A 22,313-nucleotide genomic window follows, 5' to 3' on the forward strand; every position below is an offset into this window, starting at 1 on the left:
AGTCAGTGCGCCATATCCCTTTATTTATTATCTTAATGACCCGAGGTTTTCATGTCTAGCCCTACCGCGATGCCAGCTTGTCTATATATCGTTGCCACGCCGATTGGCAATCTGAGCGACATGACACCGCATGCCATTGACGTCTTAAAGCAAGTCGCTATCATTGCCTGTGAAGATACGCGCACCTCAGGTAAGCTGTTGTCACACTTTGGCATTAACACCAAAGGTAATAAGGATGATGATACTGAAGAGGTAACCGTACACAATAATAAGAATGATGGCGAAAACGACTCTGATAGCACGGCTAAACAAAAAGGTCATAATAAGCTTTGGGCTTATCATGAACATAATAGCGCCATTCAAACACCCAAAATTATTGAGATGATTGAACAAGGTCATTCTGTTGCGTTGATTAGTGATGCTGGCACGCCACTGATTAGTGACCCAGGTTATCAATTGGTACAAGCAGCACATGCTGCTGGCGTTCGCGTATCCCCTATTATTGGCGCCTCTGCTGCTATTGCCGCACTGTCTGTTGCAGGATTGCCCTCAGACCGCTTTAGCTTTATTGGTTTTCTACCAGCAAAAACACATGGTCGTCAAAAGCAGCTGGCAGCATTGCACTCTCGCACTGAAACCCTAATATTTTACGAAGCGCCGCACCGTATTATTGCCAGTTTAGAAGATATGGCAACTGTATTTGGTGCTGAACGCGAGGTCACATTTTGCCGTGAATTGACCAAAACCTTTGAGACTGTCAATAAGAGTACGCTTGGCGCTTTGGTTGAATTTGTTAAAGCGGATGACAATCAGCAGCGCGGCGAAATAGTGGTGGTAGTCGCTGGAGCCAATGTTGCCCAAGACGATGATGACATCAGTATTCATGATAAATTACTGCAACGGCTGCTAGAGGACTTATCAGTGAAAAAAGCCGCTGCTTTAGGTGCTGACATCACCGGTGTCAAAAAGAATGCACTCTATCAGCGCTTACTTGAGCTACAAGCATAATAATTTTTGGATATTATAACCAAACAGACGCAGTTATAAATTCTTTGAGGAGAGATAATCAATGTACGATGTGATGGCGATAGGTAATGCTTTGGTTGACCACGAATATCTGTTATCAGATGCTGCACTAGAAGAAACTGACCTGACTAAAGGTAATATGACGCTGGCAGGTATTGAAGAACAACAGCAATTATTGGCATATTTTAAGCTGGCAGAAATAGAACCATCAAAACAAGCGGGTGGCGGCTCAGCTGCCAATGCCATGTATGCGTTTTCAAGTTTGGGCGGTAAACCTTTTTATGCCTGCCGCGTGGGCGACGATAAGCAAGGTGAATTTTATTTAAAAGACTTACATGAAGCAGGTGTTGCCACCTCACCTCAGTCCATTCATATAGGCGGTGTAACCGGCTCATGTGTGGTTGCTGTAACTGAAGATGGCGAGCGTACTATGCAGACGTTCCTAGGTACTTCAAGCGATATAACCGCTGATAACGTTGACTTTGACGCGTTAACTCAAGCTGAGTGGTTGTATTTGGAAGGCTACCTTGCGATGTCTGCAGGTATTCAGCCAGCGATGGATCAATTGCGTCAGCAAGCGACTGTAAACGGTGCCAAGATTGCCGTTAGCTTTGCTGATCCAGCCGTTGTAAAATTCGCCAAAGAGGGTTTGCTAAATATGCTCGGCAATAAAGTTGCGGTGATATTCTGCAATAGTGAAGAGGCACGTTTATTTACAGATGAAAAAGAATACAAGTCAGCGGCGCGTGCGCTACTTGAATACTGCCAAATTGCAGTAGTCACTGATGGTGCTAATGGTGCGGTGATTGCACATCAGCCAAATGATGAGTCCGACATTGAAATTCATGATATCCCTACGCCAGCAGTCGATAGTGTCATCGATACCAATGGTGCCGGTGATAACTATGCGGGCGCATTTCTATATGCTTTGTCACAGCAATATAGTTTGCTAGAATGTGGTCGTCTTGCCAGCGCAGTTGCCGCGCAAGTGATTCAACAGCTCGGTCCACGTTTAGCGTCAGAAGATTATCAGAATATTGCCAAACATGTACTGACTGCTTAAAAAATTAAGCCTAATACTTAGCAGTGTTTAGATAGCTTAGAAAATATAGTTTAGAGAATAAAAGAAGCCCATATCGATTTGATATGGGCTTTCTGCTTTATAAACTATTATTTAATTAAGCCGCAGCCAATGCTTGCTCTAAATCGGCTTTGATATCTTCGATATGCTCAATACCAATTGATAAACGAACCATATCAATGCTGACGCCTGCCTTTTCGAGCTCTTGCTCATTGAGCTGGCGATGGGTGGTCGTTGCTGGATGACAAGCTAGTGATTTAGCATCACCGATATTCACCAAGCGTGTAATCAGTTGCAGTGCATCGATAAAGCGCGCGCCTGCTTCAAGACCACCTTTCACCCCAAAAGTCAAAATAGCAGATGGCGTCCCTTTCATGTATTTTTTGGCAAGTTCATGCTCAGGATGGTCAGGCAGACCAGCATATTTTACCCAAGCAACTTTATCATGATCACGTAGATACTCTGCAACCGCTTGTGCGTTTTGAACATGACGCTCCATACGTAAACCTAGCGTCTGTAAACCTTGCAAAATACTAAAGGCATTGAGCGGGCTTAACGCTGCGCCAGTATTTCGCAGCGGTGCCACACGAGCACGGGCGATAAATGCCGCAGCGCCAACGTCTTTGACGAAGTTTACGCCATGATAGCTAGCATCTGGGGTATTTAATAACGGAAAACGTTCAGGATAATCGCCCCAAGGGAAAGTACCACTATCGACAATAGCGCCACCAATCGAGGTTCCGGTACCGCTCATATATTTGGTCAATGAATGAATGACAATATCCGCACCAAACTCAAATGGACGACATAATGCAGGTGTCGCAACGGTGCTATCAATCACCACTGGCACGCCATATTCATGCGCGATATCACTGAGTGCTTGGATATCAATAATATTGCCGAGTGGATTACCAATACTTTCCGCAAAGACCATTTTAGTCTTATCATCGATTAAATCACGTATCGCGGCAGGATTTTTATGGTCAAAAAAGCGCACCTCGATACCTTGGCGTGGTAATGCATGAGCGAATAAATTATAAGTACCACCATATAGTGTCGATACCGCAACGATATTGTCGCCTGCTTCACAAATGGTTTGAATCGCATAAGTGATGGCAGCCATACCAGAAGCCACAGCAAGCGCGCCGATACCGCCCTCAAGCGCAGCAACGCGCTCTTCTAGTACCGCATTGGTCGGGTTCATGATACGGGTATAAATGTTGCCAGCAACTTTTAAATCAAACAAGTCTGCACCATGCTGAGTATTATCAAAGGCATATGAGCTGGTATGATAAATGGGTACGGCGACTGCTTTGGTAGTCGGTTCTACAGTATATCCGGCATGAATCGCCAAGGTTTCAAGGCGTTGATTATTTTGCTTAGCTGGTTGTCCGTCACTCATGTTGTGCTCCTATATATTTATTCGCTATCAAAAAATACTTGTTGATTAAAATAGCTATCGCTAAACGATAGGCATAAAAAAAGCTGAGTTAATCATAACTCAACTTCTTTATGAAAAGAATAGCAAATTATCCATCGCTTAATGACAAAAATTCATAAGCAATAAAAAACAAGCATCCTATTCGTACTTATAACCAGCGATTAGGTTTTATTAATCAAAGCATTCTTATTTATAATACGCGTTTTCAGTACGAGTATGATCGGTCTCATCAATCACTTGAGTAAGCTCTGGTATTTGCTGTTTTAGTTGCACTTCAACACCTTGACGCAAAGTCATATCAACTGCTGAACAGCCTTGGCAACCACCACCAAATTTCAATACGGCAGTCAAGCCAACGCCTTCTTCATCAATCAATTCAAGCAATTGCACATCACCACCATGCGCCGCTAGGCTTGGATTGATCTCAGACTGCAACACATAGTTGATACGCTCTTCCACACTGGCATCAGCGCCCACTTTTGGCACTTTGGAGTTTGGTGCACGGAAGGTCAACTGACCACCAAAACGGTCTTTATTATAGTCAATCACCGCATCTTCTAAATAAGGTACTGATGCCGCTTCAATAAAAGCAGAGAAATTATCGTAGCTGAATTTCAGGTCAGCACTATCCTCTTCGCCTGGCTGGTTATAAGCCATACAGCACTCAGCACGTGGTGTACCCGGATGTTCAACAAAAATACGTACGCCAATACCATCGGTGTCTTGCTTCGATAACAAATCCGCTAAGTAACCTTGCGCCGCTTCCGTGATGGTAATATTGCTTTTAGCTTCGGTTTGCTCAGTATCAAGCGCTGACTCGTAATCGGCAGCAGGTTCTACTTGAGTATCCGTTGGGTTATGTTCACTCATAATGCGTCCTATCTGTGTTATGACACCAGCGTGCTGTGTACCCGCTTCTTGTGTCGTCAATGCAAGGGAATATGTGTCAGTGACTATCATGCTTATCGCTTGTTGCTTTGACCATGACAGCTATCTATTTATACGGCTCATTATAGCGCACTTAGTCGACTATTCCGACTGCAGCGGTGTGAATTAGCAGTGGCTATCTGTAATGATCCTCACTTATAGTGAGCTGACCGTATCTTCATTGTATATAAAGACAGTAAGCTGACTTATCAAGTCTATGATGCATTCAGTGTAGTTAAAAGCTGTTACAAGCAATGAGAGCAGCTAAAGAAATTTGCTCAGAAAACTTAAGTCTTAAGAGAGCCCTGTATGTTGACTGAAAATCTAAAATTTGTGAGCACAAAAGATAATGTACAAATTGCTATTTGGCATATATTTTCTAGTGAAAAACAGCAATATTTATCTAACAACTCTACTTATAGAGCCCAAAATATCTTTTTAACTCATGGTACATTTTCAGACAAAAAAACCTGCTTAAGAATCGCTGAATACTTAGCAATACTCGGACATCACTGTTATATCATGGAATGGCGCGGTCATGGTGCAAGCTCAGCATCAAAAGATAAATTTAACTTTGAAACCATTGCCACTTATGATTTTGCTGCGACGTTTGATTATTTATATCATCAATTAGACCTCGATAATCTGCACTGCGTCACTCATAGCGGCGGCGGTATCGGCTTAACCATGTTTCTCATTCAAAACCCAAACTATATCGGTAAAATAAACAGTATCAGCCTATTTGCCTGCCAAGCCTATGGCGCCGCCTTGCACCCTATTAACCGTGTCAAAATATTTATCGCCAAATATCTCAATCGCTTATCGGGCTATATTCCTGCGCAAAAACTCAAACTGGGTCCTGTCAATGAAAGCTACCATACAATGAAGCAGTGGTATGACTGGAACTTACAGCAAAACTTTCATAGTAGTTTTATCAAGCAAGGCGATATGAATAAAAGCAATGTGAATAAGAACAGGACGCCATATATACTTGCTGATTCTGAGCCTTTTGATTACCGACAGCATATGCCAAAGATTACCATACCCATATATGCTATTAGCGCCAAAGGTGACCAGTTTATCTCCCCCACTTTGGGTTGTCGCGCACTGTTTAATGATTTTAACAATCATGCGAATATCTTTCGTGAGTACTCGCTCAGCAATGGCAATTTAGACGACTATACGCATAGCCGCATTTTAAATAGCCGTCATGCTGCCAAAGAGGTTTGGCCAACAGTTGCGGCGTGGATTGACAAGCATAGCGACTAACTTTATATATTTACCTCTAGCTTGATTGCTCAATAATATAGATACAGCCTTAAACATCTTTACACTTGCCAGCCAGTTGCAGCCTGTGTCAGTATTGATGTCTTTAAATTATTTTGAATTGATAATATTTTGAATCCTAGTTAATAACCAATAATTAAAAAATCCATATTAATAATTGATAGCAGTACGGCAGGAGCTGGGCGTTTATGAGTGAAGCATCAGAGCAAACTTCAAATAAAAACAATACACATTATCGCTATTTGGTGTTTATCGGGCGTTTTCAGCCCTTTCATTGTGGTCATAAAGCAGTTATTGATGAGGCACTCAAGCGGGCTGACAATGTGATTATGCTCATCGGTTCTGCTAATCTGCCACGTAGTTTGCGAAATCCTTTTAGTGTTGCTGAGCGCGCGGCTATGATTAAGGGCGCCTATTCAGTAGAGGAAGCTGCGCGTATCCACTGCGTTGGACTCGATGATGCACTCTACAATGACACGCGTTGGCTACAATACGTGCAAGCAGGCGTCAAATCCGTCACTGGTGACTTGCAGACTGATATCGGTCTGATTGGTCACTCAAAAGACAGCTCATCGTATTATTTATCTTTGTTCCCCAACTGGGCATCTGTCTCCGTACCTAATTATCATAACTTATCCGCAACGCCTATACGTGACAGCTACTTAATGGGTGCTACGCCAACACCTGAGCGTACCCCTGAGTCAACGCGCAACGTATTGGATGAATTCAAGAAAACAAGCGAATATCAACAACTGCACGATGAAGCCGATTTTGTTGATAAGTATAAAAGACAATGGGAGTCTGCTCCTTATCCGCCAACCTTTATGACTGCCGATGCCTTAGTCGTACAGTCAGGACATATCTTGCTGGTTGAGCGCCGTAGTATGCCAGGGCAAGGATTGTGGGCACTGCCGGGTGGATTTTTAAACCCAAAAGAGACACTATTTGACGCCTGTATCCGTGAGCTCCGTGAGGAGACTCGCCTCAAAGTCCCTGAGCCCGTATTGCGTGGCTCTTGCCATAGTCAGCATACCTTTGATGATCCTTACCGCTCAGCGCGTGGGCGTACGATTACTCAAGCATTTTATTTTCAGCTCAAAAATGACCCAAAAGGCCTGCCAAAAGTAAAAGGCGGCGATGACGCAACCACAGCGTTTTGGTTACCGCTCGCCGAGCTTGATGCCAAAATGATGTTTGAAGATCATTATGCCATTATCACCAAAATGGTCGGCTTATAGTATTTTGTCAGACGGCTATGCGATCCTTTATTAATAATTTCCTAAACCGATAGACGGTAAAGGCTTCGCGCCGCCATCGTTGCGGCATCTCAAAGCAGAGGAGTTCTGTGATGTACACCAGTAATTTAAATAATTTAATCCTAAATAGCGACAGCTACAAAACCTCACATTGGGTGCAATATCCAAGCGGTAGTGAATATCTATCGAGCTATATTGAGGCACGTAAAGGCGACTACGATGTGATGTTCTTTGGCTTGCAAGCCTTTATCAAAGAATATCTAAGCACGCCAATCACTCATCGAGACATTGATGAAGCCGAAATGGTCATTCAAGCACATGGCTTAACCTTTAACCGTGCTGGCTGGGAGCGCTTGGTTGATAAACATGGTGGTTATTTACCACTACGTATCGAAGCCATACCTGAAGGTAGTATCGTGCCTGTATCCAATGTCGTCTGCCAAATCATAAATACCGACCCTGAGTTTTATTGGCTACCAAGCTATATCGAAACGGCGCTACTCCGCGCAATTTGGTATCCATCAACGGTCGCTAGTGTCTCGCACTATTGTAAAAACATCATTCGTCAAGCACTAGAGAAGTCTGCGGACAATACAGAATCACTAACCTTTCGTTTGCATGATTTTGGCTCGCGCGGGGCATCTAGCCAAGAGTCTGTCGCCCTCGGTAGTCTTGCACATTTAGTCAATTTTGCCGGTACCGATTCGATGACGGCTTTGGTGGCTGCCAGCCGCTGGTATCAGATGGATAAAGACATGCCAGCATTTTCTATCCCTGCCGCTGAGCATAGCACGATGACGGCATGGGGACGCGACGGTGAAACTGCTGCCTTTGCCAATATGATTGAACAGTTTGGCGGGGCAGGTAAAAGCTTTTCTGTGGTCTCTGACAGCTATGACTTATGGAATGCCATTGACAATATTTGGGGCGGCAGCCTAAAAGACGATGTGAAAAATATGGGCGGTACCTTAGTTATCAGACCAGACAGTGGCGACCCGGCCAAAGTCGTGCGCGAAGCCTTGGAGCGTCTGGCAGTAAAGTTTGGTACGACAGTCAACAGTAAAGGCTACAAAGTCCTGCCCGATTATGTGCGTGTTATTCAAGGTGATGGCATCAGTCCACAAAGCTTGAGTAAGATTATCGATGTGGTCATGAAAGCAGGTTTTAGCGCTGATAACGTGACTTTCGGTATGGGTGGTGGATTGCTACAACAAGTCAATCGCGATACCATGAGCTGGGCAATGAAAGCCAGTGCCATCTCTATCAATGGTATATGGAAAGACATCTATAAAGACCCGATCACCAGTCGTTCAAAGCGCTCGAAAAAAGGGCGTTTGGCATTAATCAAACACAGTAATGGACAGCTAAAAACCATTAAGGCTGATGAGCTTACTGCTGAGAGCGATAACCTACTGCGTAATATTTATGTTGATGGAAAATTACTTATAGACGAGAGTCTAACTATTATTAGAGAGCGTGCAGGATGGTAGCTACTAGCAAAATACAGAATAAAATAGCCGCTGCTGCAAAGGATGTTTTATTTGCTCCTGTATACCTTTATCAAGGTCGAAAAATCAAACGAGATACGGTCCGTTTGCCTGAGCCAAATGGAGAAAGACATGGGTCTGTGCAACTGGATCATGCCAGTAACGAGTTAGCCGCTCAGAATAAGCCCGCACTACATATCATGATCGTTGGTGATTCAGCAGCGGCTGGAGTCGGTAGTGAAACGCAGCAAGAAGCGCTCGTTGGTAAGCTCATTCCAATCTTGCAGCAGCAGCCCACTATTAATGAGCAGTTTGCGGTATTGAACTGGTCATTGCAAGCGACAACGGGGCACACCAGTTTTGATATTCTACGCAGGCTATATATTATGCCAGCACCAAACGAGCCTATCGATGTGATGATACTAAGTGTTGGGGTCAATGATACGACATCGAGTGTTACTGTAAACAAGTGGCAACAGCAAATCAAAGATATTATTGCCATCGCTCAGCGTAAGTTTGGCGTGCGCAAGTTGGTTTTTTTAAGTCTACCGCCTATGGCACAAATGCCAGCAATACCTGCTCCGCTAAATAACTTTGTTGGCGCAAAAGCTTCTATTCTTGACGGAATATTGCAGCAAATCTGCAGGGCTCATGATAACGTCACTTATATGGCAACGGATTTCCCACGCATGATCGCTGAGCACTCTAACGGTACGCCTATCGATATCAAGGTAATGTTTGCGAGCGATGGCTTTCATCCAAGTAGCCTGATGTATGGCTATTGGGCACAGCAATTGTCAGAGCTGATTGTAGATTTACTTGATTCATCAACCCATTAGCCAAAAGCTAGCACAAAAAAAACCGCTGAATAGTCAGCGGTTTTTTATATTCTTAATACCATCACTGTGCATGCTTGAGAGAACACATGCTCAAAATAATATCACACAATACGTGTGAATTATTCTGCAGCGTCAGTATCAGCAGCTTTCTTACGGCCACCAAACGCACCAAAACGTTTGTTGAAGCTTGCAACACGACCTTCAGTAGAAGTTTTACGTTGCTCACCAGTATAGAATGGATGCGACGCACTTGAGATATCAAGTGGGTAGTATGGATATTCTGAACCTTCGTATTCACGAGTGGTTTTGGTTTTAACAGTTGAACGAGTCAAGAAGAACACGTCAGCGTTAGTGTCGTGGAATAAAACTTCTTGGTAATTAGGATGGATATCTTTACGCATAATAAACTCTCTATGTCCGATGTATGTATAACGACTTTGCAAAACAGCATTTTTAACGATGCGTTCAGCAAACGATGACATACGTAACTGAGGCACTAAGGACATTGATAAGTATGGCAGCTGCGTCACTGGCTTATTCCAGCACCCAACACCATTCCTCTGCTCGCTTAGCCTTTCCCCAGCGGGAAAATCAAACCGCGATTTTACCGGTTTTTGGGGTTTGATGCAAGCAGCAGTTGTGAGGGTTATCAGTGCTAATTTGTCACTGCAGCATCGATAGTATTGAGGCAGATAGACAAGCTGCGTATAATGATGCGTTAGATAATATAATCAATAACTATTAATTTTTAAGATTAATTTAATAATATTCAATTAGTATTGGTGATTTAATTATCAATACTAATTGAATACTAACATTTAATGAGGATAAGACAATGAAAAATACAATAGCGAAAAACAGTATAAAAGCTGTTCTATTTGGCTCAGCAATTGCTATAACAACGCTGGCAAGTGCGGCGCTACCAACTCAATGGCAGCTAGATGATGCACATACGCGTGTCGGATTTTCAGTCAATCACTTAGGGTTTTCGACCACCATGGGTCACTTTAATGATGTCAAAGGCATGGTCAATTACAATATTAAAGCACCTAATAAAGCCAATATGAATTTCACTATTGTTACTGACAGTATCGATACCAATTGGGATGCTCGCGATGCTCATCTAAAAAAAGATGAGTTTTTTAATGTGGCAAAACATCCAACCATGACTTTTAAATCGACTAACATCACCTTTAAGAATCCACAACAAGCCACAGTCACAGGTGACTTCACTCTACTGGGTCAAACCAAGCCACTGACCCTAGATGTGACTTTGAATAAAATAGCCAATAGCCCGATGACCAAAGAGCCAGTTATTGGTTTTCGTGCAACCGGTGTGATTGACCGTGCCGCTTATGGCATGACCGCTTTTGCAAGTGGCATTACGACTGAAGTACCCATTCAAATAGACGGTGAGCTGATTGAGAAAAAAGCGGCGACGAAGAATAAAGCAAAATAGCTTTATACATATCAATGTTATGCTTTTATGAAGTAAGTTTGCAGTTAAAAATATCGTAATAAAAAGCAGCCACAATGATGGCTGCTTTTTTATGGTAAAACTTAGTCTTTATATTCAGACCTTACTTGGTTCTAACGATATGCCAAACACCAAGTTTATTGTCGCCATCTTTATCCCCAACATTGGTGTCATTGGCATAGAAATACAGCGGCTTGCCGTTCATGGCCCATTGATACTTGCCGTCTTCACGTTGGAAGGCAGCAAACTGCCCTGAGGCTTTGGCATTGCTAGGTGCCATAAATGCCGGCCAAACTAGCATACAAGCGCTACCACACTCTGATCTATTCATCGAATCTTTATCAAAAGTATACAAAGTCATATGGTTACGAGAATCAACCAACATGCCGTTTTTACTCATGACAGGCGCAGTATTTTTATTGGTTGCTTGCACGTCATGCATACCAGAGTCGTCATTACCGACCATATTGTTTAGCGTTGAACAACCGCTAAGAGCCAACACACCACTAAGAGCGGATAAAACTAAAATATGTTTCATAATAACTTCCTTGTCATTGTCATCATAGATTGTTAATTGTTATTAGATCGTTCTTATCACTCTAGGATTTAAGCCATAATAAATTGCAAGCAAATATCTTAAACCCATTATTGAGATTTTAAATATAGCATAGGATTTATAGCTGTTATTCTTGTCCTCATATAAATTTACAAAAGCCCATAAACATTACAATTTCGCCAAACAAAAATACTTAATACCATCAGTAATTAGCGGTTTTAAGAGGAATTCAATCTGCTCGTCCCTATGGTAATAATAGGATGACACTTTTAAATTGAATTAAAAATATTATCTTAATTGAGTAAGTTTATGCCCAATAGAATTTTGGGTTAAACGTTGACAAAAATCATGTATGCACTTACCAATTTGCCGTTCTATTCCCCAACGTTTTTTGTAGAATAGCGCTATAGAAATTAAGCATGACTACACAATGGCGAATGTGACCATTGAGATTTATAATCACTGTTGAACTTGACTGCCTCTGCACGCATATCAATATCCATAAGCCACCTCATGCCTATGCCAAGTACCCCGTTAAATACTGATTTAAGTACCACTTGATGCAAATGCTATTAAGGATATAACCTCGACAATGACTCACTCTCTCATGAATAATCAAGTAATTGCTACTCAACGTGTCGGTATCCTCGGTGGTGGTACGGCGGGGGCAACCATTGCCATTCGATTGGCAGCGTTAGGGCTTGAAACTTACGTGTTCGAAAAAAACAAATCGCTGATTGATGGTCCGCCTATGTGCCATTTGCATGCCGGCGGCAATCTCTATCGCGAAATCCCTGACGAGGACTGCGTCGCTCTGCTTAAACAGTGCATCGATATTTTACGTCTTTATCCTTATACCATTGATGTACGTCCAACGGTATTTGCGGTGCCGACTCGTGATGACGGCTTGCCTGAAGACTTGCTACCGCGGCTTGAGATATTGACCGATGCGTATCGTGAGCTGATTGCTCAAGATGCCAATAACAAAGTACTGGGCGAACCAGAAGATTATTATCAGCTCTACAGCCATGAACAACTGATTGCATTGTCTGAGCGTGAGCAAGTGACTGTGCCAACTACCGTTGATGAATGGATGATACCGGTTGCAAAATACCTGGATTTAAATAAAGTTAAATTTCCGCTGATTGTGGTACAAGAATATGGCTGGAATATTTTTCGCTTGGCAGCATCGGCGCAATTGGCATTAGATGGTTATGAGCATGCGCATGTCTTTACTGATACTCAAGTAAAGCAGGTCATGCCAGTTGATTGTGAAAACTGTTCAAACGCTGATCATCATGTGACCAAATGGCGTATTGATTATCAGCAAGGCGCTGGTTTAGATCCTGAAGCGCAATCTAATAGCAAAATCGAGTCCATCGAAGTCGATTACCTCGTCAATGCCTGTGGTTTTCGTACAGGGGTTATTGATGATATGGTCGGTGTCAAAGTCACGCGTATGGTAGAGTTTAAATCCTCTTATATTACTCATTGGGAAGATACCGGTGGACAGATACCAGAGATTATTGTCTATGGTAATCGCGGTACACCTGAAGGGATGGCACAACTAACCCCTTATCCGGGTGGTTATTTTCAGATACATGGCATGAGTAATTTTATCACGCTATTTAATGATGGTTTGGTGGCTTCAAGCAAAGACAGCGCCCAACCAAAATTACCGCCGCAATATGTGCACTATATCGAAGATGGTTGGGACAAAGCACCACTACAAGCGCGTAGCCAACAAGCGATCGATTATGTGGCAGAATTTGTACCGACCTTCCATAGTGCCCGTACTGTCGGCAATGCTTTATACGGTGGGCAGCAAATTCCTGGTGAGGATGACACACTGCGGGTCGCTGATGTGAGCTTATACTCTAATATTCGCTATGCCCGTGCTGAAAACGTCAAAGCATCTTCAACTCTAATTGCAGCAGATCAAATCGTTGACGAATTGAGTGAGCTTGGTTTGATTGAACTTGATACGCCCGTGAACCGTAATCGCTATTCTCATGAGTGGGCGTATCTGGCGCACAACGACAGTCTGGCTATTGAGACAGTCGCCCGTGATTTGGCAAAAGAGCGTGGCTTTCCGCAGGCAATGGCAGGCGTCAATCGTGGTATTCGCGAAAAAGCGTTAGAGGATTTAAATATTAATAATAGTTCAGATAATTATAGGACTTAAGAAAGATATTTTTAGTTAACGGACAAAAAAAGGGAAAGAATTGCTTTTGTTAGCCATTCTCTCCCTTTTTTCATATTTGCTTATATCTGCTTTTAGTTGCCAGCCATCTTTTCTGTATTGACAGCAGCATCTATTTTGACCATCGTCTGCAGTAAATCAATGGCATCACCAATCGTGTTACATACTACCAAGCGCTCAAGATCTTCTTGCTTCATAAAGCCTTGCTCAGTGGTATATTTTAAATGCTCAATCATACGATCATAAAAACCATTAATATTCAGAATAATCATTGGCTTTTCATGTTGATATAGCTGGCGCCATGTGGCGATTTCCATGATTTCCTCTAAAGTACCAAGCCCACCCGGTAAAGTAATAAAGGCATCAGCATATTCTGCCATCACTGTTTTACGCGTGTGCATGGTATCTGTGAGATGTAAACGGGTCAGCTGCTCATGAGCAATTTCGTGTTTGAGCATAAAGGTTGGAATCACACCGACTGCTTCTGCACCACCTCGAATCACTTCATCAGCCACTGCGCCCATCAGCCCGATACTCGCGCCGCCGTATACTAAACCCATGCCATTGTCTGCTAATGCCACACCAAGCTCTCGTGCGGCTTGCTCATATATGACATCATTACCCAAACGCGACCCACAATAGACCGCAACTAGCGGCATAGTTAACGCTGATTTATCCACGGCTTTTTCGATATTAGTAATATCTTGACTGGTAATCACTTCATACGTGTCATTGTTGATTTTCATTTGCATATAGCTTCCTTAACTTTTATATCAATTGTTTTTATTAAGAACTTGTTTGTTAAAGCGTTTTTTATCCGTGCATGTTGAATAGTGAAGATAGTTATTCAGTCCAGTCTTAATGGATCATATCATGCAAGATAAATTGGGATAGAACTTAGAAGTCATATTTGAGCGCCTTCCCTACTGAGATTTATTTTAACATAAGCAATGCTATCACGCGGTCGCAACCATTTATCACTACGCAATTACTACATTTTTAAGGCTACACATTGGCAGCTTATTGCAAATTAACGCCCTCTCTTTGCTAACAAAGCTCATTTATAAAAACGATAACAATATAATAAGGTTCAACCATGGAAAACAGCCCTACTATTACTCAAACAGAGGCTTATTCATTAAGCATTATGACCGATCGCAATCAGGCATTGGCAGCGACTGTCTATCGTCCCAAAACGCCTGTAAAAAAAGCCGTCATGATAGCACCAGCAACAGGTATCAAACGTCAGTTTTATCATAACTTTGCCACTTACTTAGCCGAGCATGGCTTTGGCGTACTGACATTCGATAATGAAGGTATCGGTGAGTCACTCTCAACTGACTTGGCAAAATGTGACGCATCTCTAATCAGCTGGGGTCGCCATGACATGCCAGCCGTCCTTGATGCCTTGCAAGATGAATTTACCGATGCCACTTATCATTTGATTGGTCATAGCGCTGGCGGTCAGCTCATTGGTTTGATGCCAAATTCCCAGTCTATTGCTTCAGTATTTAATGTCGCCTGCTCATCGGGTCGCATCAAAAACATGGACATGCCTTATAAGCTTAAGGCCATAGGTTTTATGGAAGCATTTATTCCTCTCACTAATCTGACGTTAGGCTACACGCCATCGGATAAAATCGGCATGGGCGAGCCGCTGCCGCGCGGCGTCGCTCGTCAATGGCGTGAGTGGTGTAATGGCGCAGGTTATATCAAGACCGCTTTTGGGAAAAGTATACACACGCATTTTTATGATGAGATCGATATGCCAGCATTATGGCTAGGGTTTAGTGATGATGAGATTGCCAATAGCAAAAATATGGATGATATGATTCGCGTTTTTACCAAAATGCCAGTAGAAAAACGCTTTTTAGATCCCAAAGATTTTGGTGTTAGTAGCATCGGTCACATGCGTTATTTTAGCAGCAGAACCAATGCTAAAGCGCCTAAGCTGTGGCAAATGGCGATTGATTGGTTACATAATCAATAGACTTCAGCGCTTATCTAGCAAAGAAGCCGTCTATTTATTCTTTTGCATTGTCTGCCGCTTCTGCCTTGATGCGTTTGGTCAATGCAGAATAAAGCGACGGCTGCATGTTATGGATATTACCCAGCATCCATTTTACATAGCTAATAGGCACCTCTTTAATCACTTTCCCTTTATATTTACCAAAGGGCATTTTACTGACTGGATTGGCTTTATTGGCAATAGCATGCGCTGCGGCAAAATCAGTTGGTGCAATCTCTAAACGCTCGCAGCAAGCCTGATACAGTAGATAACACATACGGGCATCGCCGAGCGCATCATGAGCGGCAATCGTCATCCTACTAGCCTCACCCTTGCCCAATAACTGCTCGATACACTTGGACTGACCATAGGCGCTCCATTCAGGAAACGCGACGCGCGCCAGCCTAACGGTGCAAATTAGCTTAGCGGAAGGACTGCCAATCACCCGCCAATCAAAGCGTACATTATGCCCAATAAGATACTCAGGCAAATCAAATTGCTCAAGCTCAAACCGCTCAAGCCCCGCTACATCGTCATCGGTAATGCCATGGACTCTAATCACAACCGGCGATATCGAGCGCCCACTATTAAAGTATTTCATCCATTCAAAGCCCGTAGCTACATTAATCGTCGCCACTTGGATAGGACGTGGATCACGACCTTGATCGGTTTCGGTATCGATAATCAGCGCAGTATCGACCATATTAAAAGCAGCAGCCATAAAAATTTAACCATAGCAAGTTGGACATAAATGACAGATAGTTTTGCTCGTTTAAAAGGAGCAAAACACTACTGGGGTTAATTATTCGCAGCCTCTGTCTGCGTAGGCACAGCAAGCAAGAAAAATTAACCCCAGTAGTGATTGATAATCATTTGTACTTCTTTTATTCAGGACCAACTACATAATAGATGCAATTAGATTCAGTAGCTTTTCATTTATGGGGATAAAAGTCAGATATAACAATGCTATACGAAGAGCCAAAGGTATTATCTATATAATATTAGTGAAAGCAATAATAAGACAAAGAGATGTCGATGCGACCAGATGGCAATCACGAACAACCAAATCCTACGTTTATCAGCCGTGCAATTAGCGTACTTATCAAGGCCGCAGTATTGCTGATGCTATTATTCGTATTTGACAGATTATTACCGAGTATCAGCCAACAAACTCAATCATTTTTCATAGCAAAATGGCAGCAGCTTAGCCTATTGCAACACCCGCTACCAACAGAGAATAGCCTGCCAAATCCGCTACCCAAGCAGCATCTGACTGATACATGGGGCGCTGCTCGTAGTCAAGGTCGCTCACATGAAGGGATTGATATTTTTGCAGCGCGCGGCACGCCGATTCAAGCGACGACCCAAGGTATCGTCAGCAAGGTAGGCGAAAATGCGTTAGGCGGTCGCGTCGTTATGATAGTGGGACCAGGCGGCGCAGGACACTATTATGCGCATTTGGAAGACTATGCTGACATTTCTCCCAATGACTGGGTAAATGCTGGTGATACCATTGGTTACGTGGGCGATAGCGGCAATGCTAAAGGCACACCGCCGCATGTTCATTATGGAATTTATATTAATGGTAATGCGGTAAATCCTTATCCACTTTTGCAAAAGGATTAAAGTATATTAAGCATTAATTCATTGCGGCAGATCGTACATGGTTATTTGGAAACACGGCACTAAATGTCGAGCCAATGCCTTCTACAGACTCAATTTGCAAGCTCGCTTCGTGCTGATATAAGACATGTTTTACAATCGCCAGTCCAAGCCCCGTACCACCTGTTGCTCGGCTGCGCCCGCTGTCAACGCGATAAAAACGCTCAGTTAAACGGGCAAGATGCTTTGGTGCGATACCGATACCATTATCTTCAACAGCAAATCTGCAGCCTTCAGCAGTCTTAGTCCAACTAATAGAGATATTGCCACCTTTTGGTGTGTATTTAATCGCGTTAATCACTAGATTGGACAGTGCGCTATTTAGGTACATCTCTGAGCCATATAGCCCGTCATAGGTATCAATATGCAAGTGAATCGTATGCTTATATTCTTGATTATACGCCTGCGCATCATCATAGACATGAGTGAGCAGCTTGGTCATATCGATTTCATTAAACGCATGGGTTTCTTCGATTTCGATGCGAGACAGTAGTAATAAGTCATTGACCACCCTATTCATGCGTGCCGTTTGCTGAGTCATCAGCTCAAAACCGCGACGCCAATTCGCAGGCATATCTGGCTGATCAGAGAAATTCTCCAGATATCCCATCAAGACCGTCAATGGTGTACGTAGCTCATGCGAGACATTGGCCACAAAGTCGCGGCGCATCGCTTCTAAATGCTGCAAGCGGGTCACATCATAAATGATCAGTAGTTTTTCATCGCCAAATGGCGTCAGCTCACACTTTAAATAACGATTTGGGTCTTGCCAAGAGACGATATGCACACTCTCATCGGCATCGGCATCGGCATCGGCATCGATATTAATCATTGTTGCTTCCTGATAATACTTAATAAATTCAGGCACTTTAATGAATTCAAAAATACGCCTGCCTTTATCTGAGGATTGCAACAATAATAAATCCTGCGCCGCTTGGTTCCACCATTCAAGTCCATCATCGTCATTGAGCAAAATCACGGCATCACGTAATGCTCGTAAAGCACTTCTGATTTTTTTAAGTTGATTTGTGGCACCTTGCTCATTATCTTGGATAGGCATTTTTATTTATCCATTATTTTTTATAATTTTTCTACTATTGGCCGCTCCCGATAAAAGGCGACACTATTAAAAGGTGACACTATACAATATTCATATTACTAGCGATTACCCTTTTTCGATACGGCTAGAAAATCGATAACCTGTACCGCGTACCGTTTGTATCAATGTATCACAATCATGTGGACGTAGTAATGTGCGCAAACGCTTTACGTGAACATCAATGGTTCTATCTTCGATGTAGACGTTACCGCCCCATACTTGATCGAGCAGCTGGGCACGGGTATAAGCGCGCTCAGGATGGCTCATAAAAAACGCCAATAAGCGATATTCTGTCGGACCCATATCGATAATGTCATCACCCACCATAAAGCGTTGGCTTTTGGCATCTAAAGTTAGCCTGCCTATATTGATAGGTTTGTCGCCGCTTAGCGCGTTACTACGTCGCAATACCGCTTTGATTCTTGAGATAAGCTCACGGGTCGAGAACGGCTTGGTCATATAATCATCAGCGCCTGCATCAAGACCATGCACTTTACTGTCTTCTTCACTTTTGGCGGTCAACATAATAACCGGTATCTCGGCGAGCAGGGTATCGCTTTTTAGCATACGGCAAAAATCGATACCACTTTTATCACCGGGTAACATCCAGTCCAATAAAATCAGCGCTGGACGATGATCGACCACTTGTTGGTGCGCCTCTGACACATCCGCTGCCTGCAAACTATCAAAGCCTGCCATCTCTAGGGTCATGACGACCATTTCCCGAATGGCGTCTTCATCTTCAACAATCAAAATTTGCTCTTTAGACATAATGTATTCTTAATGTTAGAGGACAAAATAGCGTTTATAAAAGCAGTAACAAACGCAAATAAGCGTTTCTTTATTAAAGGGCTTAATTATGACAGCTTAATGACATTTACTCTTAAATTTATAATACTTAGTAGCCATGCTAATGACTTAATGCACTTCTAATAAAAAGTTTAATGGTCCATCATTGACACTCAACACTTGCATATCAGCGCCAAACTGACCCGTTGCAACCGTTAAATACTGCGTCTTTGCGTAATCAACTAATTGTGCAAATAAAGCTTGTGCCATATCAGGTGCCATTGCGCTACCAAAGTCAGGGCGGCGACCTTTATCCGTCTTTGCCATCAGAGTAAATTGTGAGACCAATAATAGCCCACCACCGACTTGCTGGATATTTTTATCGAGTTTACCGTATTTGGCTGGATCGTCATCATTGTCAAAAATACGATAGGTGAGGATTTTATCAATCATCCGCTGCGCACTTTGTAAGTTATCATCGTGTCCCAAGCCGATATATGCCAGCACACCTTGCTCAATAGCACCAACCTCCTGCCCATCAACGCTGACACTGGCATATTTGACTCGCTGAATAAGAGCTCTCATTGCTTACTTCCTTTAACGATTATGGTCATACAGTCTGCTGCGGACCATGATAAAATACAATTATCTGTGCAGGTACTTATGATTATGTTTATAAATAAATCTAGCTATAAAACTGCCTATCTATGATTTTTTAATACAACTTTTTATTTTAATAACTATTTTTAATCCCTACTTTGGTCATCTATTATGAATGTATTTACTACCTTACAGCAATTTGTCCCGCAGCAAAAAATCAGTAAAGTCGCAGGGCGCTTAGCTGCCAGTCGCCACCCTTGGGTTAAGCGTACGTTTATCCGCAGTTTTGCCAAAGCGTATGATGTTAGCTTAGATGAATATGAGCGTCAAAGCCTAAACGCTTATGAGAGCTTTAATGATTTCTTTACTCGTGAGCTCCAAGACAATGCCCGTATTATCGATGCCAGTATGAATGGTATTGTTAGTCCTGCAGATGGCATGATTTCGCAGCTTGGGCAGATTCATGACCATAAGCTACTGCAAGCCAAAGGTCGTGACTATGATATCGGTCAGCTCTTAGCTGATAGCGCAGATGGCGATTATTTTGCGGATGGTAGTTTTGCTACGGTCTATCTTGCCCCAAGCAACTATCACCGTGTGCATATGCCATTTGACGGTATATTAACCAAAACCCGCTATGTACCTGGTACACTATTTTCGGTCAATAATACCACGGCTGCTAATGTACCGGATTTGTTTGCTCGTAACGAGCGCCTCGTCTGTCTGTTTGATACCGCCTATGGTAAAGCGGCAGTAGTGATGGTTGGTGCGATGATTGTCGCTGGGATTGAGACAGTGGCGACGGGTAAAATTAGCCGTACCGATGATATTCAAGAAGTAGGCCATGATATGAGCTTTAAAAAAGGTGACGAGCTTGGTCGTTTTTATTTAGGTTCAACCGCAATTGTAGTACTGCCAAAAGCAGCAAAAACGGATTGGCAAGATACCATGCAGCATGGCTCAATCGTTCAAATGGGGCAACTGTTGGGTAGCGCTAAAACCTAATACCATTTATCTAAGTAAAAAACTTGTGTAATAAGTAATATTGAAAAAAAATGAGCATAGACAGTAATCAGAATACTGCCTATGCTTTTTTTGTGCCCACTCCTTTCTTATGTTTTTTAACACTTTCTTTTTTCAGTCGTTTTTTGTGATAGTAAGGCTTTATGTCATCAAACTGTCATATTTATTTGGCACAATCTCCTTATTAACCGCAGAGCATCATTTCAGCAAACCCCAGAAAACCATTGTCATTGTTATTTATAAATGCTTGATACTCAAAATTGATTAATTTTAGGAGAAATAATGCGTTATTCATTCATGGCAGTAGCAATCGCTAGCACTTTGACATTAGCCGCTTGTAACCAAACGACTAGCAACAACGAGAGCGATAAAACCGACGAAGCAGCCACAACAGCACCATCAAACACTGCTGTGAGTAGCGACGCTAGTGCTAGCTCAGCTGAAAGTGCATCGATGAGTATTACCGGTGCTGGTGCTTCTTTTCCACAGCCTATCTATGCTAAGTGGTCAGATGCCTACAATAAAGCCACAGGTGGTCAAGTGAACTATCAGTCTATTGGCTCATCGGGTGGTATCAAGCAAATCGTTGCTAAGACTGTAGATTTTGGGGCATCTGATGCGCCGATGACACCAGAAGAGTTGAACGAAGCCGGTCTGATACAGTTCCCAAGCGTCATCGGTGGCGTGGTACCTATTGTTAATATCGATGGTATTGAGCCCGGTCAGTTAAAGCTCGATGGCAAAATGCTTGCTGATATTTATCTGGGTAAAATTAGTAAATGGAACGACCCTGCAATCGCGGCTATGAATCCTGAGCTTAAATTACCAGACGCTGCCATTACCACAGTGTTTCGCTCAGATGGTTCTGGTACAACCTTTAACTTCACTGATTATCTAGCCAAAGTATCAAGCGATTGGAATGACAGTGTAGGCGTCGATAAGACCGTTAAATGGCCAACGTCGGCTACCGGTGCGGGTGGTAAAGGTAATGAAGGTGTGGCGAGCTATGTCACGCGTATGAAAAACTCTATCGGCTATGTTGAATACGCTTACGCTAAGCAAAACGGTATGGCACACGTTGCCCTGAAAAATGCTGCGGGCAATGTCGTACAACCTTCTGCCAAAACCTTTGCAGCAGCAGGTGACATCGATTGGTCAAAGCAAGAAGGCTTTTATAAAGTCATTACCAACTCTGAAACAGCACAAGCTTGGCCAATCGCCGCAGCCACTTTTATCTTAGTACATAAGCAGCCACAAGATGCCAAACAAGTCGCTGGTGTATTGAAGTTCTTTGACTGGGCTTATGCCCAAGGTGATGACGACGCTATGGCGCTTGATTACGTACCGTTCTCTGATACTGCGGTTGCCTTATTTAAAGCAAAATGGAGTGAGGTCAAAGGCAGCGACGGCCAACCTGTCTATAAGCCTGCACAGTAACCTGTTTATCCTAGTGATTGCATAATCACTGTCGAGCCAACCTCTCAAACCACTATTCTCCGGTAGGGGTTTGAGAGGTTTTATCACAGAAAATTTAAAGATTTTTTTAAGTTTG

General features: G+C 42.9%; 21 protein-coding genes. 12 read left to right on the forward strand and 9 right to left on the reverse strand.

Annotated elements, in window-relative coordinates:
* Positions 1 to 51: 51 nt before the first annotated feature.
* The gene (gene rsmI, locus VLA57_RS04530; RefSeq protein ID WP_133104827.1) at positions 52 to 1,008 is read left to right on the forward strand and encodes a 16S rRNA (cytidine(1402)-2'-O)-methyltransferase; all 957 of its coding nucleotides are present in this window, start codon (positions 52 to 54) and stop codon (positions 1,006 to 1,008) included.
* Between the two features lie 61 nt (positions 1,009 to 1,069).
* Complete coding sequence (locus VLA57_RS04535) at positions 1,070 to 2,089, forward strand: adenosine kinase (protein ID WP_333954451.1); 1,020 nt, start codon at positions 1,070 to 1,072, stop codon at positions 2,087 to 2,089.
* 115 nt (positions 2,090 to 2,204) lie between these two features.
* Here the strand turns inward: VLA57_RS04535 and VLA57_RS04540 are convergent, their stop codons facing one another.
* Entirely contained in the window at positions 2,205 to 3,509 is a 1,305-nt protein-coding gene (locus VLA57_RS04540; protein ID WP_133104829.1) for an O-acetylhomoserine aminocarboxypropyltransferase/cysteine synthase family protein, read from the reverse strand.
* Positions 3,510 to 3,734: 225 nt separating this feature from the next.
* Positions 3,735 to 4,418: a Fe-S biogenesis protein NfuA gene (gene nfuA, locus VLA57_RS04545; RefSeq protein WP_041753256.1), complete on the reverse strand. Its 684-nt coding sequence runs from the start codon at positions 4,416 to 4,418 to the stop codon at positions 3,735 to 3,737.
* Positions 4,419 to 4,784: 366 nt separating this feature from the next.
* On the opposite strand from nfuA, the gene VLA57_RS04550 reads away from it, so the two are divergent.
* From VLA57_RS04550 to VLA57_RS04565, 4 genes are all read left to right on the forward strand, one after another.
* Entirely contained in the window at positions 4,785 to 5,744 is a 960-nt protein-coding gene (locus tag VLA57_RS04550) for an alpha/beta fold hydrolase (protein WP_133104830.1), read from the forward strand.
* A gap of 206 nt (positions 5,745 to 5,950) precedes the next feature.
* Positions 5,951 to 7,000 (forward strand): bifunctional nicotinamide-nucleotide adenylyltransferase/Nudix hydroxylase, encoded by a 1,050-nt coding sequence (locus tag VLA57_RS04555; RefSeq protein ID WP_133104831.1) that lies wholly within the window; start codon positions 5,951 to 5,953, stop codon positions 6,998 to 7,000.
* Between the two features lie 110 nt (positions 7,001 to 7,110).
* The gene (locus VLA57_RS04560; RefSeq protein ID WP_333954452.1) at positions 7,111 to 8,508 is read left to right on the forward strand and encodes a nicotinate phosphoribosyltransferase; all 1,398 of its coding nucleotides are present in this window, start codon (positions 7,111 to 7,113) and stop codon (positions 8,506 to 8,508) included.
* On the forward strand, positions 8,502 to 9,344 hold the full coding sequence (locus VLA57_RS04565) for an SGNH/GDSL hydrolase family protein (protein WP_333954453.1): 843 nt from the start codon (positions 8,502 to 8,504) through the stop codon (positions 9,342 to 9,344). The genes VLA57_RS04560 and VLA57_RS04565 overlap by 7 nt, the downstream gene beginning before the upstream one ends.
* Before the next feature lie 119 nt (positions 9,345 to 9,463).
* On the opposite strand, the gene VLA57_RS04570 is transcribed toward VLA57_RS04565, so the two are convergent.
* A complete protein-coding gene (locus tag VLA57_RS04570) occupies positions 9,464 to 9,745 on the reverse strand; it encodes a type B 50S ribosomal protein L31 (protein WP_011281173.1) in 282 nt (93 codons plus the stop codon).
* 434 nt (positions 9,746 to 10,179) lie between these two features.
* Here VLA57_RS04570 and VLA57_RS04575 point away from each other — a divergent pair, with 434 nt between their 5' ends.
* Positions 10,180 to 10,803 carry a YceI family protein gene (locus VLA57_RS04575; protein WP_333954454.1) on the forward strand — a complete coding sequence of 208 codons (624 nt, stop codon included), beginning with the start codon at positions 10,180 to 10,182 and terminating at the stop codon, positions 10,801 to 10,803.
* 121 nt (positions 10,804 to 10,924) lie between these two features.
* Here VLA57_RS04575 and VLA57_RS04580 read toward each other — a convergent pair whose 3' ends face one another.
* Complete coding sequence (locus VLA57_RS04580) at positions 10,925 to 11,359, reverse strand: COG4315 family predicted lipoprotein (protein ID WP_020444339.1); 435 nt, start codon at positions 11,357 to 11,359, stop codon at positions 10,925 to 10,927.
* Between the two features lie 610 nt (positions 11,360 to 11,969).
* Between VLA57_RS04580 and VLA57_RS04585 the strand changes: the two genes are divergently transcribed.
* Positions 11,970 to 13,562 (forward strand): FAD-dependent oxidoreductase, encoded by a 1,593-nt coding sequence (locus VLA57_RS04585; RefSeq protein ID WP_133104835.1) that lies wholly within the window; start codon positions 11,970 to 11,972, stop codon positions 13,560 to 13,562.
* A gap of 92 nt (positions 13,563 to 13,654) precedes the next feature.
* Here VLA57_RS04585 and VLA57_RS04590 read toward each other — a convergent pair whose 3' ends face one another.
* Positions 13,655 to 14,332, reverse strand: coding sequence for a TIGR00730 family Rossman fold protein (locus VLA57_RS04590; protein ID WP_133104836.1), 678 nt, complete (start codon positions 14,330 to 14,332; stop codon positions 13,655 to 13,657).
* 344 nt (positions 14,333 to 14,676) lie between these two features.
* On the opposite strand from VLA57_RS04590, the gene VLA57_RS04595 reads away from it, so the two are divergent.
* Positions 14,677 to 15,570 (forward strand): alpha/beta hydrolase family protein, encoded by an 894-nt coding sequence (locus tag VLA57_RS04595; protein ID WP_133104837.1) that lies wholly within the window; start codon positions 14,677 to 14,679, stop codon positions 15,568 to 15,570.
* Positions 15,571 to 15,604: 34 nt separating this feature from the next.
* On the opposite strand, the gene VLA57_RS04600 is transcribed toward VLA57_RS04595, so the two are convergent.
* The gene (locus VLA57_RS04600) at positions 15,605 to 16,309 is read right to left on the reverse strand and encodes a putative quorum-sensing-regulated virulence factor (RefSeq protein WP_133104838.1); all 705 of its coding nucleotides are present in this window, start codon (positions 16,307 to 16,309) and stop codon (positions 15,605 to 15,607) included.
* A 314-nt stretch (positions 16,310 to 16,623) separates the two neighbouring features.
* On the opposite strand from VLA57_RS04600, the gene VLA57_RS04605 reads away from it, so the two are divergent.
* The gene (locus VLA57_RS04605; RefSeq protein WP_133104877.1) at positions 16,624 to 17,214 is read left to right on the forward strand and encodes a M23 family metallopeptidase; all 591 of its coding nucleotides are present in this window, start codon (positions 16,624 to 16,626) and stop codon (positions 17,212 to 17,214) included.
* Between the two features lie 13 nt (positions 17,215 to 17,227).
* Here VLA57_RS04605 and phoR read toward each other — a convergent pair whose 3' ends face one another.
* The 3 genes from phoR to dtd form a co-directional block, all read right to left on the reverse strand.
* A complete protein-coding gene (gene phoR, locus VLA57_RS04610) occupies positions 17,228 to 18,310 on the reverse strand; it encodes a phosphate regulon sensor histidine kinase PhoR (RefSeq protein WP_133104839.1) in 1,083 nt (360 codons plus the stop codon).
* Between the two features lie 105 nt (positions 18,311 to 18,415).
* A complete protein-coding gene (phoB, locus tag VLA57_RS04615) occupies positions 18,416 to 19,120 on the reverse strand; it encodes a phosphate regulon transcriptional regulator PhoB (RefSeq protein ID WP_011514526.1) in 705 nt (234 codons plus the stop codon).
* Positions 19,121 to 19,267: 147 nt separating this feature from the next.
* The gene (gene dtd, locus VLA57_RS04620) at positions 19,268 to 19,723 is read right to left on the reverse strand and encodes a D-aminoacyl-tRNA deacylase (protein ID WP_333954455.1); all 456 of its coding nucleotides are present in this window, start codon (positions 19,721 to 19,723) and stop codon (positions 19,268 to 19,270) included.
* Positions 19,724 to 19,909: 186 nt separating this feature from the next.
* On the opposite strand from dtd, the gene asd reads away from it, so the two are divergent.
* Positions 19,910 to 20,743, forward strand: a complete 834-nt coding sequence (gene asd / locus VLA57_RS04625) for an archaetidylserine decarboxylase (protein ID WP_133104841.1) — start codon at positions 19,910 to 19,912, stop codon at positions 20,741 to 20,743.
* 300 nt (positions 20,744 to 21,043) lie between these two features.
* Positions 21,044 to 22,198 (forward strand): phosphate ABC transporter substrate-binding protein PstS, encoded by a 1,155-nt coding sequence (gene pstS / locus VLA57_RS04630; protein WP_333954456.1) that lies wholly within the window; start codon positions 21,044 to 21,046, stop codon positions 22,196 to 22,198.
* Positions 22,199 to 22,313: the final 115 nt, after the last annotated feature.

The organism is Psychrobacter sp. S4(2024) (genome assembly GCF_036861305.1).
In the GTDB taxonomy this organism is placed as follows: domain Bacteria; phylum Pseudomonadota; class Gammaproteobacteria; order Pseudomonadales; family Moraxellaceae; genus Psychrobacter; species Psychrobacter cryohalolentis.